This is a genomic window from Streptomyces sp. NPDC016851, assembly GCF_055562795.1.
Window position 1 is genome coordinate 1 of record NZ_JBVHEP010000013.1, and the last position, 14,966, is coordinate 14,966.

The window sequence follows — 14,966 nt, forward strand, 5'->3', positions numbered from 1 at the left end:
GGGGGGCCGCCCTGGTTCCGGGCCGGGCGCAATGTACGCATCCCCCCGCTGGGCTGGGGGGGGTGTGCCTGCGGGGGGGGGGGGGGCACCGCGATCGGCGCCCCCCCCCCACGACACAGTGACGAGCGGTCAGTCGGTGGCCGGGGCGAGGATCATGTCAGCGGAACGCTTTGCGATCTTCCAGCGCCCGCGCTCAGCCCGGTAGTGGTCGGTCAGTTCCACGATGTGTCCGGCGGTCGCGGCCGGATAGCGGGCGGGGCCTTCACCGGCGGGGGTCGGTCCGCTGTAGGCGATCAGGGTGATGGCCCCCTGTGCGGTGGTGTCGGTGATGGTGTGAAAGTGCTGGCCGGCCACCAGGTGGCGGATGGTCTGCTCGGGGCCGGAGCGGGCGTTGAGGACGTCCAGGATCTCGGCGTGACCGCGCAGCGTGCGGCCGTGCACCTCGTACCGGGCGTCGGGGGCGAACAGATCGAGTACCGCGTCGTACTCGCGGCGATCGTAGTGGTGGAAGAAGGCAGTGTTGAGCCGGGCCAGCGCCCAGGCCGCGGCGTCCTCGGGAGTCATGCCGGCCTCTTCTTCACGGTGGTGGTCTCGGGGCTGGTGCGGGTCTTGAGGATGAAGTCGAACTCCGCGGTCCGGTAGGGGCCGTCGAAGCCGTGCGCGGCTATGTCGGCGGGGTCGTCGTGCAGGACGGAGTCGGCCTGCAGGACGGGCTGGGCGATGTTCGGTCCGACGAAGTCGACGGGGATCACGGGGTCCCCGGTGAAGTAGACCTCGCCCCGCCAGGGTCGGATCAGGTCCGGGTGGTGGACCTCGTAGTGGATGTGCGCCGGACGGTAGCTGCTGCGCCCGATGGCCGCGGCAGCCTCGGCAACTCCCTCGACCGCAGCGGTGACGGGGTCGACGTAGGCGACGGGGGTGATGGTGGTGAAGGCGTAGCGGCCGTCAGCGTCGGTGAACAGGTGGCCGCGCAGGTTGCCCTTGGGGACGCCATCGTCGTGCAGGCCGGAGTAGTTGCCGTTGTCGGCCGCGTGGTAGATCTCCAGCTTGGCGCCGGCGAGCGGTTCGCCGTGGCCGTCCAGGATGCGGCCGGAGGCGATCAGCGGGGTGCCGGGTTCGTCCTCGCGCATCGGCAGGATGCCGGGGTTGTCCATGCGCTGGGAGCCGGGGAAGTAGGTGGGGCTTTCGACGTCGTCGCTGGGGGTGTAACCGTCCTGTCCGCCTTGGAAGAGCTCGCTGTACAGCGGCATGGCGACCAGCGCGAGGGATGCGCCGGTGGCCGTCTGAATGCGCTGGAGCAGGTCGGCAGCGGCCTTGAGGTCGTCGAAGGTCAGCCCTTCCTCGTCGCGTAGGCGCATGAGGGCTTGTTTGAACGCCTCCACGAGACGTACCGCGCGCGGGTTGATCATCGTCGGGTCGACGTAGGACGGGTCGGCATGGGTGGTCATGGCGTTGTGCTCCTTGAGCAGTCGGGGGTGTTGGATGGCATCGGCCGGACAGAGGTGCGGGCGCGGCGGCGGGGCACGGATCAAAGCGCCGGGCTGGTCATGCGGCTGGGGGCGCGGCGAGAGCGAGTTCTGTGCGGATACGGGGACAACCTCGGTGGCCAGCAGTTCGGTGGACCGGCCCACCATGACGGCGGGCATTCCGCCGAAGTCGACCTGTCCGATGAAGCGATCGATGCCGAGCAGCTCGCGTTCGGCGAGGATCTTGTCGATGACCTTCCGGTAGTGCTCGGCGAGGGGGCCGGCGCGGCGGATGTCGCCGCCGATGATGCCGAGGGCCATGGGCAGGCCGAGGCCGCGGCACGTTTGATGCTGGTGGGTGCCGCCCACGCCGAGCCACAGCGGCAGCTTCTGGTGACGTGTTCGCTGTTGTCGCGGATGGCGAGCAGGAGATCGAGGTTCTCGGCGAAGACGTCGTCGTAGTGGACGGGGTCGATGCCGAAGAGGGTGAAGGCTTCGAGGAAGGCGCTGCGTCCGCCGATGATCTCGGCGCGTCCGTTGCTGAGGTGGTCCAGGGAGGCGAAGTCCTGGTGCAGGCGGACTGGGTCGAGGGTGGACAAAACGGATACGGCGCTGGTGGGGCGGATGCGGGAGGTGGCCTGCGCGACGGCTGCGAGCGGGATGGCGGGGTTGGCCGCGGAGAAGTGGGGCTGTGGTGTTCGCCGAGGCCGAAGACATCCGGCCCGCCTGGTCGGCGGCGATGGCGTAGGAGACGATCCCGCGGGTGCGCCGGGCGGGGTCGTGGGGGTGGTCGGTGGCGCGGTCGGTGCGCAGGTCGGACAGGTTCGCCGGCTACATCCACGCCGTGTGCGCCATGCAGGCAGCCGACCGTGGTTTCGCCGACGTGCTGACCATGACCTTCCCCGCCGCCAAGGCCCTGGAAGCCCGCCGCACCGAGGCGTACAACGGCTTCCTCGACCTCATCGACCGTGCGAAGGCCACTGGTCACCTGCGCGAGGACTTCACCAGCCAGGACCTCGTCGTCCTGCTCATGGCCAACGCGGGCGTGATCAACGCCGCCGGTGACGCCGCCCCCGACACCTGGCAGCGCCTCGTCGGCCACATGCTCCGCTCCTACGCCGCCCCCGACGCCCCGCTCCCCCCACTGCCCGACGCACCTGCGCCCACCGCCCTGTACAGGGCGATGGTCCGGCTCAGCCGACCCCGCACGTCCTGACCTGCGGACGCACGAAGAGATGCGCGCACGCCGGACAGCGCTTCCTCACCACCCGCAAGCGCCGCGTCCAGCAACTGTCCCAAGAACACCGAGCCCTGCGGGAACGACTCGAAGGCGCCCGATCCAACGTCCGCTTCGCCGACAAGCACATCGCCGGCCTCGACGCCCGACTCCTCCAGCAGGACCAGTCATGACGCCGACGGCGTGTCCCACCCCCTGTCGCAGTGTGAGCGGGAGACAGGCCCGGTCTAACGTTGCAGCAGCGGTCACGCCATGTGGCAGGGGCGGCTGAACTCCACAGTGCTGCGTCAAGTCTTCATCGTCGCAGGAGGTCGAACGGGACTCCCCGCCACAGCGCCCGCACGTGGGAAGAGTCGTCATCGGCCAAGTGATCTCCCGGAACGGCCCAGACCTTCACCGTGGTGGCGTCGGCGGTGACCGGAGGCCAGCCCGGGTCACCGCAGGCGGCGAAGTCGGCCCATGCGCGAAGCATGCGGCGGGACAGGGCTCGGTCCTGTTCGTCGGGGGCGCCGCCGATGAGGAAGGCGGCGCCATCCACGTCCAGGTTGCCGAAGGCGAACGGAATGTCGGCGGTATGCCAGGGCCGAGCCTCGCCGTTTGGAGTTATGCGTCTGCGGGCGAAGCGAGACAGATATGCCCGGCCGCCGGCCCTCATGTGGTGTTCGGCAAGCCGGCTGCTGTACTCGCCGAACTGTGCGTCGCCAAAGAGTGCAAGGTATCGGTCAAGTACCGGGGCGTCGGCCATCAGCGCACGGTAGCCGGCGACCACGTGGGCGGGGATACGGAGGGCCTTGGCGAAATCGATGAGTTCCGGCTCCGAGGTGACCTCTCGCACTCCTCCGATCTCGTGCAGGAACCAGTACTCCTCCAGGGTGTGGCACACCAGGAGGTCTACGTCGCCGGAGATGCCGGAAGCCAGCGCGGAGAGCGGATCCATGGGCAGCACGTCGCCGTCGACGACAGGCTGGAAGACCACCGGGTCGAATGCCTGTATCGCTACTACGGGGTCGTCCTCGCACTGTCCGGCCACCTTGTCGGAGGCTGCCACCAGTTGCTGCGGCGAGGCGGAGAGCAGTCCCTCGCCCGTCGGGGCGACCCCGGCCTCTGCCGCGATCCTCAATGTGATCGCGGCGGCGACTTCGACGGTGAAGAAGGCATTGGGCACGCTGTGGGCGATGGCCCTTTGGAACAACCCGCGTGCCTGCTCCATGGCCATCAGGCAGGCGATCGATCCTGCTCCGGCGGAGTGCCCGGCAACCGTGACTCTTCCGGGGTCGCCACCGAACACTGCGATATTCTCTCGAACCCAACGCAGAGCGGCCGCCTGGTCGAGCAGCCCTCGGTTGTCGGGGAAGCCCGGCACATGGCCGAAGCCCTCGAAGCCGACCCGGTAGTTGCAACTGACCACGACCACTCCGGCACGGGCGAGCGCGCTGCCGTCAAAGTCGGGCTGGGCGGAGGAGCCGAAGGTGTAGGCGCCACCGTGGATCCAGAACAGCACCGGCAGCGGGCCGCCTTCTGGTGGCGGCTGTACCCATACGTTGACGGTGAGAATGTCCTCGTCCTCGGGGCGCCACACCGGTGAGCCAGGCAGTTCCGCCGACTGCGGCGCGATGGGTCCGAATCCCCTGCAGTCTCGCGATGCGCTCGAGTCGACGACAGGCTGCGGCTCGCGAAAGCGGTTGGGGCCGAAGGGCGCAGCAGCGTACGGGATACCGAGGACAGCTACCACGCCGTCGGGCGATCGCCTGCCGCGCACCCGGCCGCTCGTCGTCCGGAAATCCGTCCCCACCCATGAAGTGTCACCCATGCGCCACCAGCCTCCCACAGCCCTTGCTACGTCACGAACTACTTTTCACAGCCAACTCGGCACGGAAGCCCTCCTGTTGCGGACGCCTACGTGACGCATTAGTCCAGGTCAGCATCGATCCGGACACTCCGAGGCTCGGTAAGGTCGAGTTCGACCACATGCGGACCCCGGGATGGATCAAGCCCACGGAGTGGCGGGCAGTGCGGTACGGCACCTCACGGGTGGTCCGGAGCCAGTCGGGCACGCCCGTTACCGAGAATGCTCAAAGGCGCAGGCTGATGGGATGAAGTGGTCCGTCGTGGGCCTATGAATTCAAGGTCGACGGCCACCGAACCGTGCGGTGGCGGACCGAGGACGGTGTCCGGCTGCAGTCGCGGACCGGCCGCGACGTCACCGCCCGCTGGTGATGCCGGTGATCCCGAGTACGACATGGGAGTCGACGGCATGGCGCCGCCCAGCACGGCGCCCGACGCGGCGGGGCGCCGGATCGTACTAGGCGGGTTCCTCGATGGGGTGACCATCGCGACCTTGGTGCCGGAGATCCAGCAGGACGGCAAGGTACTGGCCAGCTGGGACGAAGAGGCGAACATTCTCCTGCCCAGCGCGCTGGGTTGCCCTGCGGCGTATCACCGGTGAAGCGGCGGCCGCGAACGCCAAGCTCTCGTGATACGGAGACGGTGGCGCGTGGCGGCCGTGCGAGAGCAGGACAACAGAGATGGTTGGCCGCTGCGGTCTCGACCTTGCCTCGACGGGGCGGGCGCGCCGCAGCCGCTCGACGCCCTGGTGATCCGGGCGCCGAGCGGTGCGACAGAGCGTTGGGGGACCGCTCAGGGGCGTTGCATCACTCGGTCCACCACGGCGTCAGCGACCACATATGACCACTGCTCGTACGTCTCTGCTCCTGCGTTGCGCTGGTCACGCATGCCGAGGTACTGGTACGTCTTCGCGTCGAAGACCAGAACCGGTCCGCCATCTGCCCAGGGCGTGCCGGGCTTCCCCACGTACTGGATGCCGATGCCCGCGCGGCCGTCTGCGTCCGTCCGGCCCGGCAGCACCTTGACGCCAGGGACGGTTGCGAGTGCCTCGAACGTCGCGGGGCGCAAGCCCTTCGGCAGGACGGGGGTGCGCAGCAGGCCGGACAGGAAGAGCTGGACCATCGGCCACTCGTCGGCCTTCACCGGCCGGTCGTAGTCCGGCGTCCTGCCGATGTCGCGCAGTGCGATCGGGAGCTTGCCCGGGTCGGTGGGCAGCTGCTTCAGCTGCGACCACCTGCGCGGCGGCCAGCTGCGCTGACCCGGCTTGTCCGGCGGGACCCACTGGGTGTGACCCAGCTCGCTGACGTAGGACTTCTTGGAGCCGTCGACCGAGCTCCAGCTCTCGTCGACGTACGTCTTGCTCCGGCCGCCTCCGACCGGGGTTTCCTTGATGATCTCCTTGGTGTAGATGAACTGGTCGTCGCGCGGCGCGATCGGCTTTTCGAGTCTGCGTTCCTCGGCGGCCGCCCCTCGCAGCACGGTGACCGCGCCCACCGCCTGGGTGGGAGGCGAGGTCTCCGTGTTCTCGGCGACCACCACAGTCGTCGTGACCGCCGCCGCGGCGACGGCGGCCACCGCGATCCGCAACAGCGGACGGCGGTGAACGGCCGTGGGGGCGGCGGGAGCCCGCATCGCCTGATACAGGCGGAAGCGGCCACGGGCGCGGACGGTGTCCGTGAGAGGAGGCGCGTCCGCGTCCCACTCCCTCAGGAGCTTGAGTTCATTCATCGTCAGATTCCTCTCGGAGAGTAGTCGGATCGGATCCGCCCAATGCCTCACGAACTTTTCTGCGAGCCCTGTGCAACCGGGACCGGACCGTCCCCACCGGCACCCCAAGGGCGCGTGCGACCTCCTCGTAGCCGAGGTCGGCCCAGGCGACCAGCAGCAGCACGTCCCGGTGGCGGGCGGGCAACCGGGCCAGGGCGCCGGCGAGTTCGCGGCCTACAGCCTGCGCACTGACCCGCGCCGCCACCCGGTCCGCGACCATCTCTTCAGCTTGGTCGCCGGGGGCGGGCGAAGGCAGCCGTGCGAGCGCCTTCAGACGCCGGGCCTCGGCGCGTTTGTGGCGGCCTATGAGGTTGGTCGTGATTCCGAACAGCCACGGGCGGGCGCTGCCCAGCGCCGTGTCGTACCGGAAACGCAACTGGAATGCGGTGGTGAAGGCCTCTGCCATCACGTCCTCGGCCGCCTCCGCACCCAGCCGGCGCGCCGCGTATCTGTGCACCGAGTCGGCATGGCGGTCGAAAAGCACGGCGAAGGCCTCGGGCTCGTCCCACGACCGTTCGATCACCGAGGCGTCACTGTCCTGCCCGACCCTGACGTCTGGTTCGACGGTCATCGGGGCTCCTTTCATCGATTCGCCGCTCTGAAATCTCTGGCTCTCACCGGTACTTCGCCGCTCGCAGAAATCCGGTTCCCCACGTCGTGATCGCGCGCGCCAGAGCAGTAGAAGGCTTCGCACGACGGCGCCTGCGCCAGCGGGCGGAGGCACGAGTGAAAGGAGGGAGGGGGGACCAAGTAGCTGTGCGCGGCAGCGCGGCATCGGGGCCCGGCCTCCTGAGCCGGAGTAGCTGATCGAATCAGGGCTCAACGGGCACGCCCCACCCAACGGCTCGGCTGGTCCGACCGGCGACGCCGCCCACCAGGCACGATCCAAGGCCAGCCGTTACCGCTGGCAGAAGGTCGTGTGTAAGCGGAATCCTGTGCCGGCATCCGCAGGCCGCGTCGGTGGCGGGGAATTGCGCCAGACAGCTCCTTCGAGCCGGTCAATGCCGTGGGCCTGCGGCAGAACTGATGCGCCCCGACGGAGAGGTGCTCAGGCGTCAACGGACCGACGATCAATGGACCTTGAGGTGTACGTGCTACGGGCCTGGAGCGTGAGAATAACGGCATCACGGTCGCCGCGACCTCCGCAGGACGGAACAGCGCGGGCAAGGAGATCTGGCGGTTCACCGATGCGGAGAGCCGGGCACGCACCTACGTCGGCAGCGGGAAGACCGTCAGTCGCGACCAGCACAGGATCGAGGTGCGCTACGACCCACGCCACCCCGGCAAGCTGTACGCCCCTCAACCGGTGCTCGTGTACGTGGTGGTCGGCGCCGTTGTGACCCCCATGCTGGCGGGTCTCCTCGCCGTGGGGCTGTGGCTCACCCTCTGGCAGGTCGTCGACGTGCTCATGGGCTAACCCAGTCTGGGCCGCGCCGCGAGGGGGCCGAACCGTCGGCGGTGCGCCCGCTGCTGCCATGCTGACCGCCCGGCCGGAGCAGCGGCACTGCTTCAAGTTCAAGCTCTGCCTACTGATCACCCTCAGCGCCCTCGGCCTCTTCTTCCCTGCCGTCATCACCATCACTCAAGGCCGCGGCCGAGCCGCGCCCGGAGCCACATCTGCCCTCCTCGGCGGCGGCCAGTTCCTCCTCGGCGCAGCCGCCTCCCGCTTGGTCGGACTGATTGGGTGCTAGGCAGCCGTCCAGTGGCACGCGGGCGGCGTGCCTTCGAGGAGGCGGAGAGTGCCATATCGATGGTGCTGTCCAGCCGACAGGTGGAACAGTTGAGGGCCCAAGTTCGAGGCGGCGCAGGCCCAGTTCCGCCTGAAGCTGCGTGCCCGTCTCCAGATGTCGCTTCTGTCGATATGCGGGTGCATGGCGGCGGTTTGGAGTGCAAGCTGCCGGGGTGAATATGGAAGAGGTACGCGCTCGGTTGGTAGGTCGATATGGTCTCGGGACCGAGGGTTGGCTCGCTGAGGTTCCGGACCTCGCTGCGCGGCTGGCTGCGCGGTGGGGTTTCGTGCTCGGTGAGCTGTTCGATAGTGGAGCCTCCTCTGTCGTCTTGCGCTGTCAATGGCCTGACGGAACTCCAGCGGTGCTCAAACTCAGTCCGGATCGGGCGCTGTTGACCAAACAGGTGGAGATGCTGCGGGTGTTCGCGCCGTCGGGTCGGGTGCCGGCCGTATTGTCTGCCGACGCGGAGGCCGGGGCGATGGTGTTGGAGGAGGTTCTGCCCGGCACCGAGGCCGAGGACATGCCGCAGACGTCATTGCCGCAGCAGTGGGGAGAGTTACTTGCCGCACTGCACGCCGTTGCCCCACCACCCGAGCACTGGCCACTGGATCTGGGCGGTCGGTTCGACGAGGCCTTCGTCCGGATCGGCCGACGGCTGTCCGAACCGGCCATCGGCGCAAGGATTGACCAGGCCGCGTGGCAGCGGGCGATACGACGCTGTGAGACGTTGCTGGACAGTCAGACCAAGGTCGTGTTGCTGCACGGCGATCTGCACCTCGGCAACGTCTTGGACGGCGGCCCGTCGCGCGGTCTGATCGCGATCGACCCCAAGGCATGCATAGGCGACCCATGCTTCGACGCCGTCGACTACGTGGTGGCCGGCGCCGGACAAGAGGGTGTCGAGGCGCGTTGCCATCGCGTGGCAACCGCGTGCGGGCTCGATGGGGACCGGTTGTACGCCTGGAGCCGAGTGATCGCACCAATGGCAGCCATCGCACAGCTCACCTATGACGGACCAGAGCCCGTGATCGACGAACTACTCGCCCTGTCTCGTTGATCCCAGTTGCGGCAGCCATGCCGTAGCGGGGCGAGACCACACTGGCTCTGTGAGGTCCCCAGGACCCACGTAGGGCGGCTGGATCACACCGCCTCCGGCCCCGGCTTGGCCTTCGAGTGGCTCGAAGCTCGACGATGGCGGGGTGCCGGGCACCAGCCGGGTTCCGTCACGGATCTTCGCCTGGCCTGCCGCCCCCCTGCGGGGTCCGTCCGGTGTGCCGGTAGCGTCCTTTCGTGATCGCCTTCGATGCGTTTGTTCGCCTCTGTCCGCCGCCCGCAGATCCGCCACCCCCGGTGGACTGGGCGCAAGCCGAGCGCGCCCTCGGTACGGCGCTGCCCGCCGACTACAAGCAGCTCGTCGAGACGTACGGCGACGGCATCTTCGACGAGACGATCTGGCTGCTCGTCCCCGACTCCGCCTACGACGACTGCGACCTGCACGCACAGACGAGGGAACGGGACGAGATCCTGGCCGATCTGTGGGAGTTCGAGGACAAGCCCGCTGACCTGCAGGAGGCAGGGGCGAGGGTCCTGCCGTGGGCATTCGAGGAGGGCACGGGAGCGTTCCTGTACTGGCTGGTGCGGCCCGGACAGTCCCCCGACGAATGGACCGTGCTCTACAACGAGGGGCGCGGCCCCCTGTGGGAGCACCACGACATGGGGTGTCTCGCCTTCCTCCTGGCGGTGCTCACCGGAACCGCGGAGACGGCGTACTTCGGCTACCTCTACGACGTGCTGAAGCCGGCGGAGCACCGCTTCGCGACCGCTGACCAGACTCTTGGAACGACCGAGCAGTGAACAGGCCGCCCGGTCCGTGCTTGCCGACCGTGCCTACGTGGGCTACACCCTCACCTTCGCCTGCGGCGCGCTGCTCTGCTACATCGCCGGCTCGGCGTTCCTGCTCCAAAACGTCCTCGGCTTCACCGTGAGCCAGGCATCCGTCGCCTTCTCGCTCGGCGCCCTGACCACAACCCTCTCCAGCACCGTCAACACCAAGCTCGTCGGCCGCTACCACCCGCGACTGCTGCTGCGTATCGGGGCTGGTCACGATGCTGGCCGCCACCACGGCGGCGCTGCTGGTCACCCTCGCCGGTCAGCTCGACCGTGTCCTCGCCCTCGGGCTCATCGGGATCGCTTTCCTCGGCATCGGGCAAGTCTTCGGCACCACCACGGCACTCGCCATCGAGCGGGTGCCCCACGCGGCCGGCACCGGCTCGGCCCTACTCGGCACCCTGCAGAGCGTCCTGGGCGGCGTTGCCTCACCACTCGTCGGCCTGGGCGGCGAGGACACCGCCGTGCCGCTCTTCGTCGGTATGGCCGGCTGCTCCCTGATCGCCGTGCTCGCACTGCTGCTCACCCGGGGTGGCACGCCCCAGCCCGGCAGCCTCCGCGACGACATGGAATTTTCAGCGAGCGCCACGACCTGACATCCCTTGCCCACCCGGCGAACTCTCCCGCTCGCAGCCCCACCAGGCGGCCTCAAAAGGGGCCGAGTTGGGCGCAGGCCCAGCCGGTCTCCATCTCCCAGCTGCGCCGGACGCCGCCCCGCGCTCCGGTGCGGCTGGCGTTCCCGATCAGGTCCTGGATCTAGGACCAAAGCGGCATCCCTTGCGACCAGAGCCGGTGCCACCCGGGCGGGTCTCAGCCGAAGCCGCGGAGCGAAGTGGCGACGTACCCCAGCAGGATGAGGCAGAAGCTGCCGACGACGACGAGCATCTGCGGAAGGCTCAGCTGGCTCCCCAGCATCAGGGGACTCCAGCCCCAGAACACCAGCACGGTCAGCGCCGTGCGCACGGTCTGGAACGGCGCCGACCAGGCCACCTCCTGAAGGTCGCCGGCGCCGGGCACGAGGGCGAACACCGGGGCCAGGATCGCGCCGATGAGCGCGACGACGATGAAGGCGATCAACGAGCCCGTGCCCAACTCGTCGTCCTGGAAGGCCTTCCAGCGGTTCTCGGCGAGCGTGGGCAGGTCCTTGCTCTCATTGACGTAACCGCCGAGGCCGGGGTCGGACCGGGCCCACAGGACGTCGACCTCGGTTCCTTTGCCGGGCTTGTCGCGCGTGAAAGCACCGCGCACGGTGAGCCGTTCGGCACCGCCGGGCACGGAGACCACGAGCCGGGACACGTATCCCTTCACGACGTCCTCGCTCAACTCCTGTCGTGTCGACTGCCGTTCCACGACCGCCGCGGTGCTCACCTCAGCGCCCGCGTCCCGCAGGGCGTCGAGCTTGTCGCCCGCGTTGGACGAGGTGAGGAGGGCGGCGGCTGACACGGCGGAGGAGAACGCGACGAGGACCCAGAGGGCACCGGTGCGAAGCCTGACCCAGAACTCGTCCGTGAACCCGTCGTCCTTGGGCTCGCCGCGCAGCACCCACAGCGCCGCAACCCGCACCACCGCACACCCGACGGCGACGGCACCCCACACGAAGGGTTCGTTCCAAGGCCGGGCCATGGCGGTGGCCCCCAGCAGCCACATGCAGGCCACGCCGGCCGCGACCCACGCCGCCAGCGAGCACAACCGTACGAGCCATATCAGCGCCGAACGCACAGACCCTCCCGATGAACATGTGAAACGGCCTCAGCGGCGCGCTCACCGACGTGCCGACGTACGCGGCCTGGACGAGCAGAAAACCACCCCCGGCGATCGCCGTTCCCCATGGTGCTGCGATGTGGAAAGCCCCGAACCCGCCCTCGCCGCCCCGGATCTGCACGTGGTGATGTGCTGTGCGATGTGCACTGTTACCTGTACGCGGTGCTGAGCTGCACTGTTATAAGGGGAGTCGAACCCCCGCGTTGCTCTTCACGCGCCAGGAGTGGGCTGGAAAACCGCCAGCCCTCGGTGTGTGCACGCCTCCGAAGCCACTACCTGCTCCACATCGTCCCAACTTGCCGGACTACTCAGTCCAGCAGGTCAACCTCCCAGTTCGTACGCTGGATCCGCACATCGACCTCGCGGATCTCCCGGGCGAGCGCGTCCGCCTGACCGCGTAGTTCGGCGACCGGAAGCGCGGAAAGCATCATCAGCTCGGACCGAAGCTGCCGGCCGTATCCCCGCTCGCCCTTACCCGCCGCGGCGTCCGCCGCCGCGGTGATCACGGAGTGACGCAACCGCAGGACATCCCGGCGTGCGAGGGCATCGGTGAGCGTGCCGTCCTGACCCATCTCCACGGTGGCATTGGTGCGATTGATCCGCTGGATCAACGTTTCCAGAGCGTCCAGCGCCTCACCGGCCTCAGCCAGCAGCTGAGCGGCATCCTCGGCGGGTGTCTCCCCCTCCTGGTACCGCGCACTACTGACGACACGCGCCCGCAGTTGTTCCACACGACGCGTCGCCTCCGCACGTTCTGCCAGTGCCTCAGCAAGCTTCACTGTCTCCGCCTCCCCTCCATGAGGTCGCACGAGTATACGAGTGCGAATCGGCTCACACGCACCTGGATTTTGATCCGCCGGAGCCCTGACCAGCCACTGGGTGGGAACGGAACCGTCGGCTCGCGGCGCCCGGTCTGGAGGCGCTGACCGGCTGTGGCGTCTTCCATGCCCCAGCCGGGGACTGCCGATCCATGGATAGGTCTTCCTCTCCCGCCCCTGCGCGGGCGCCCCTACGGTCGAGGCTGCGGGCGCTCAACGGCCCCGCCGCATCGAAGGAGCGAGACCCCCATGAAGATGACCGGCAACACGATCCTGATCACCGGCGGAACCTCGGGCATCGGCCTCGGCCTGGCCCTGCGCCTGCACGAATCCGGCAACAAGGTGATCGTCGCCGGCCGGCGCAAGGAACTCCTCGACGAGATCACGGCCGAGCACCCGGGCATCGACGCGCTCGTCCTCGATATCGCGGACCCCGGCTCGATCGCCCGGGCCCGTGAGACCGTGGCAGCGAGCCACCCGGGACTGAACGTCCTGGTCAACAACGCCGGCATCATGCTGCGCGAGAACCTCCTCGACCCGGCCGGACTCCCGGTCGCCGAGGATCACGTCACGGTCAACCTGCTCGGCACGATCCGGATGACGTACGCCTTCCTGCCGCTGCTGATGGGCAAGGACGACGCGGTCGTCATGAACGTCACCTCGTCGCTGGCGTTCGTGCCGTACCCGAGCACCCCGACCTACAGCGCGACCAAGGCCGCGCTGCACTCCTTCTCCGAGAGCCTGCGCATCCAGCTCGCCGGTGCCGGCGCCGGTGTCCAGGTGATCGAGGCGGTCCCGCCGGGTGTGCGCACGACCCTGCTGGGCCAGCAGGACGACGACCGAGCCATGCCGTTGGACGACTTCCTCACCGAGACCCTCGACCTGCTGCGTGAGAAGCCCGATGCGAAGGAGCTTGTCGTCGAGCGCGCCAGGTTCATCCGCGACGCCGTGGCCAGCGGCTCCTACGACGACGTCCTCGCCATGATCAGTGGCAGCTGACCCTGACCGCCCTGTCATGACTGAGGCGGAACCAACAGCACGCGGGCGGGTCTTATCGGGCCACAGAGGCCGACGGCCTGCGGCGCATCTCCGGCAGTCGGCGAATTTCCCAGCAGGCCATGCAGGTCATGCAGGTCATGCAGGTCATGCAGGTCATGCAGGTCAGGTGACCATCGGGGCGTCTCACTGCGGGCGCCCTCGACGTATGCCGGATGAGCGGCTTCGCGCGGGCGGAAGAGGGCTGCTCAGCCATGGATCGGCGGTCTCTGGATAGCCGGGCGGGATGCGGCGAGGATGGGGGCATGGACAAGAGGGAACTGGCGGAATTCCTGCGCCACCGGCGTGAGACGCTGCGCCCCCGCGACGTCGGGCTGGTCGAGGGGGCGCGCAGGCGTACGCAGGGGCTGCGCCGCGAGGAGGTCGCGCAGCTCGCCGGCATGTCCACCGACTACTACGCCCGGCTGGAACAGCAGCGTGCTCCGCAGCCCTCCGTCCAGATCACCACCGCTCTCGCCCGGGCACTGCGGCTGACCTTGGACGAACGCGACCACCTCTTCGTCCTCATCGGCCACAACGCCCCGGCCCGCTTCCACCGCTCCGAACACGTCAGCCCGACGCTGATGCGGGTTCTGGACCGCCTGGACGACTCCCCGGCCCTGGTGCAGACCGACCTGGTCGACACCCTCGCGATGAATCCGTTGGCCGTCGCACTGCTCGGCGACCAGACCCGCCACACCGGTCTGGCCAGCAGCGGCTATTACCGCTGGTTCATGGACCCGGCCGAACGTCTGATGGTTCCCGAGGAGGCCCGTGAACGCCACGGCCGCGCCCAGGCAGCACGCCTGCGGGCCGCGCTGACAGCCGGCAGCGATACCCCTCGAGCCGCCCGGATCCTCGCCGAACTCCAGGAACACAGCCCCGAGTTCGTCCGCATGTGGGAACGTCAGGAGGTCGCCCGGCGCTACGAGGACTGCAAGACCATCCTCCATCCCGAACTCGGCCGCATCGATGTCGACGCCCAGCTCCTGTTCACCGAGAACCGCGCCCAGACCCTGGTGGTGCTGACCACTCGCCCCGGTACAGAGAGCCACAACAAGCTCGAACTGCTCTCCGTCACAGGACACCGGCAGCTCACCCCCTGACGTCCTGGACCGGGGGACGGGTCAAGGCTCGGCGCGGGAGGGACCGGACCGTCGAATCCGCCCCACCATCCCGAAGCCGAGGCACGGGCGCCTTCCTCCCTCTCGGATACCACGTTGCAGGACCGATTGCAGTGGCGTGGTGCCGGTGCGGCCCGGGCGGCTGCCGCGTGGCCGGTCCACTTCGTGGTCTTCGATCTGCTCCGGTTGTCCGGGACGGACACGACGCTCTGGCCGTACCGGCTGCGCCGGACCGCGCTGGAGTCGCTGTTCGCCGCGCGGCGGCAGTCCGAGCCGTGGGCGCTGTGCCCTTCGAC

15 protein-coding genes and 1 pseudogene are annotated in these 14,966 nt (G+C 68.8%); 8 read left to right on the top strand and 8 right to left on the bottom strand.

Translation table 11 applies throughout. From position 1 onward, the window contains the following. Nucleotides 1-129: 129 nt before the first annotated feature. From ACZ3I3_RS21500 to ACZ3I3_RS21510, 3 genes and pseudogenes are all read right to left on the bottom strand, one after another. On the bottom strand, nt 130-564 hold the full coding sequence (locus ACZ3I3_RS21500; protein WP_467367326.1) for a nuclear transport factor 2 family protein: 435 nt from the start codon (nt 562-564) through the stop codon (nt 130-132). Further along, entirely contained in the window at nt 561-1,787 is a 1,227-nt protein-coding gene (locus ACZ3I3_RS21505) for a dioxygenase family protein (RefSeq protein ID WP_467367328.1), read from the bottom strand. Before ACZ3I3_RS21505 ends, ACZ3I3_RS21500 begins: the two co-directional genes overlap by 4 nt. An 86-nt stretch (nt 1,788-1,873) precedes the next feature. Next, nucleotides 1,874-2,329: pseudogene (locus ACZ3I3_RS21510) on the bottom strand (LLM class flavin-dependent oxidoreductase); the annotation flags it as partial. Here ACZ3I3_RS21510 and ACZ3I3_RS21515 point away from each other — a divergent pair. Beyond that, nucleotides 2,272-2,682: an SbtR family transcriptional regulator gene (locus ACZ3I3_RS21515; protein WP_467367330.1), complete on the top strand. Its 411-nt coding sequence runs from the start codon at nt 2,272-2,274 to the stop codon at nt 2,680-2,682. The pseudogene ACZ3I3_RS21510 and the gene ACZ3I3_RS21515 overlap by 58 nt on opposite strands. Nucleotides 2,683-2,998: 316 nt before the next feature. Here the strand turns inward: ACZ3I3_RS21515 and ACZ3I3_RS21520 are convergent, their stop codons facing one another. Continuing rightward, entirely contained in the window at nt 2,999-4,513 is a 1,515-nt protein-coding gene (locus ACZ3I3_RS21520; protein WP_467367332.1) for a carboxylesterase/lipase family protein, read from the bottom strand. A 444-nt stretch (nt 4,514-4,957) separates the two neighbouring features. Here ACZ3I3_RS21520 and ACZ3I3_RS21525 point away from each other — a divergent pair, with 444 nt between their 5' ends. Continuing rightward, nucleotides 4,958-5,149, top strand: coding sequence for a hypothetical protein (locus tag ACZ3I3_RS21525; RefSeq protein ID WP_467367334.1), 192 nt, complete (start codon nt 4,958-4,960; stop codon nt 5,147-5,149). A 191-nt stretch (nt 5,150-5,340) separates the two neighbouring features. Here ACZ3I3_RS21525 and ACZ3I3_RS21530 read toward each other — a convergent pair whose 3' ends face one another. Both ACZ3I3_RS21530 and ACZ3I3_RS21535 read right to left on the bottom strand, forming a co-directional pair. Continuing rightward, a complete protein-coding gene (locus ACZ3I3_RS21530) occupies nt 5,341-6,276 on the bottom strand; it encodes a CU044_5270 family protein (protein ID WP_467367336.1) in 936 nt (311 codons plus the stop codon). Beyond that, nucleotides 6,269-6,886 carry an RNA polymerase sigma factor gene (locus tag ACZ3I3_RS21535; protein ID WP_467367338.1) on the bottom strand — a complete coding sequence of 206 codons (618 nt, stop codon included), beginning with the start codon at nt 6,884-6,886 and terminating at the stop codon, nt 6,269-6,271. Before ACZ3I3_RS21535 ends, ACZ3I3_RS21530 begins: the two co-directional genes overlap by 8 nt. Nucleotides 6,887-7,573: 687 nt before the next feature. Between ACZ3I3_RS21535 and ACZ3I3_RS21540 the strand changes: the two genes are divergently transcribed. The 4 genes from ACZ3I3_RS21540 (at nt 7,574) to ACZ3I3_RS21555 (ending at nt 10,528) form a co-directional block, all read left to right on the top strand. Then, on the top strand, nt 7,574-7,732 hold the full coding sequence (locus ACZ3I3_RS21540) for a hypothetical protein (RefSeq protein ID WP_467367340.1): 159 nt from the start codon (nt 7,574-7,576) through the stop codon (nt 7,730-7,732). 491 nt (nt 7,733-8,223) lie between these two features. Continuing rightward, nucleotides 8,224-9,102: an aminoglycoside phosphotransferase family protein gene (locus tag ACZ3I3_RS21545; protein ID WP_467367665.1), complete on the top strand. Its 879-nt coding sequence runs from the start codon at nt 8,224-8,226 to the stop codon at nt 9,100-9,102. A gap of 293 nt (nt 9,103-9,395) precedes the next feature. Further along, nucleotides 9,396-9,899, top strand: coding sequence for an SMI1/KNR4 family protein (locus tag ACZ3I3_RS21550; RefSeq protein WP_467367342.1), 504 nt, complete (start codon nt 9,396-9,398; stop codon nt 9,897-9,899). A gap of 251 nt (nt 9,900-10,150) precedes the next feature. Continuing rightward, nucleotides 10,151-10,528, top strand: coding sequence for a hypothetical protein (locus ACZ3I3_RS21555; protein ID WP_467367344.1), 378 nt, complete (start codon nt 10,151-10,153; stop codon nt 10,526-10,528). Between the two features lie 214 nt (nt 10,529-10,742). Here the strand turns inward: ACZ3I3_RS21555 and ACZ3I3_RS21560 are convergent, their stop codons facing one another. Beyond that, nucleotides 10,743-11,651 carry a hypothetical protein gene (locus ACZ3I3_RS21560; protein ID WP_467367346.1) on the bottom strand — a complete coding sequence of 303 codons (909 nt, stop codon included), beginning with the start codon at nt 11,649-11,651 and terminating at the stop codon, nt 10,743-10,745. 350 nt (nt 11,652-12,001) lie between these two features. Continuing rightward, nucleotides 12,002-12,472: a DIP1984 family protein gene (locus ACZ3I3_RS21565; protein ID WP_467367348.1), complete on the bottom strand. Its 471-nt coding sequence runs from the start codon at nt 12,470-12,472 to the stop codon at nt 12,002-12,004. A 288-nt stretch (nt 12,473-12,760) separates the two neighbouring features. Here ACZ3I3_RS21565 and ACZ3I3_RS21570 point away from each other — a divergent pair, with 288 nt between their 5' ends. Continuing rightward, nucleotides 12,761-13,510, top strand: coding sequence for an SDR family oxidoreductase (locus ACZ3I3_RS21570; RefSeq protein WP_467367350.1), 750 nt, complete (start codon nt 12,761-12,763; stop codon nt 13,508-13,510). A gap of 302 nt (nt 13,511-13,812) precedes the next feature. Then, nucleotides 13,813-14,652 carry a helix-turn-helix transcriptional regulator gene (locus ACZ3I3_RS21575; protein ID WP_467367352.1) on the top strand — a complete coding sequence of 280 codons (840 nt, stop codon included), beginning with the start codon at nt 13,813-13,815 and terminating at the stop codon, nt 14,650-14,652. Nucleotides 14,653-14,966 lie beyond the last annotated feature (314 nt).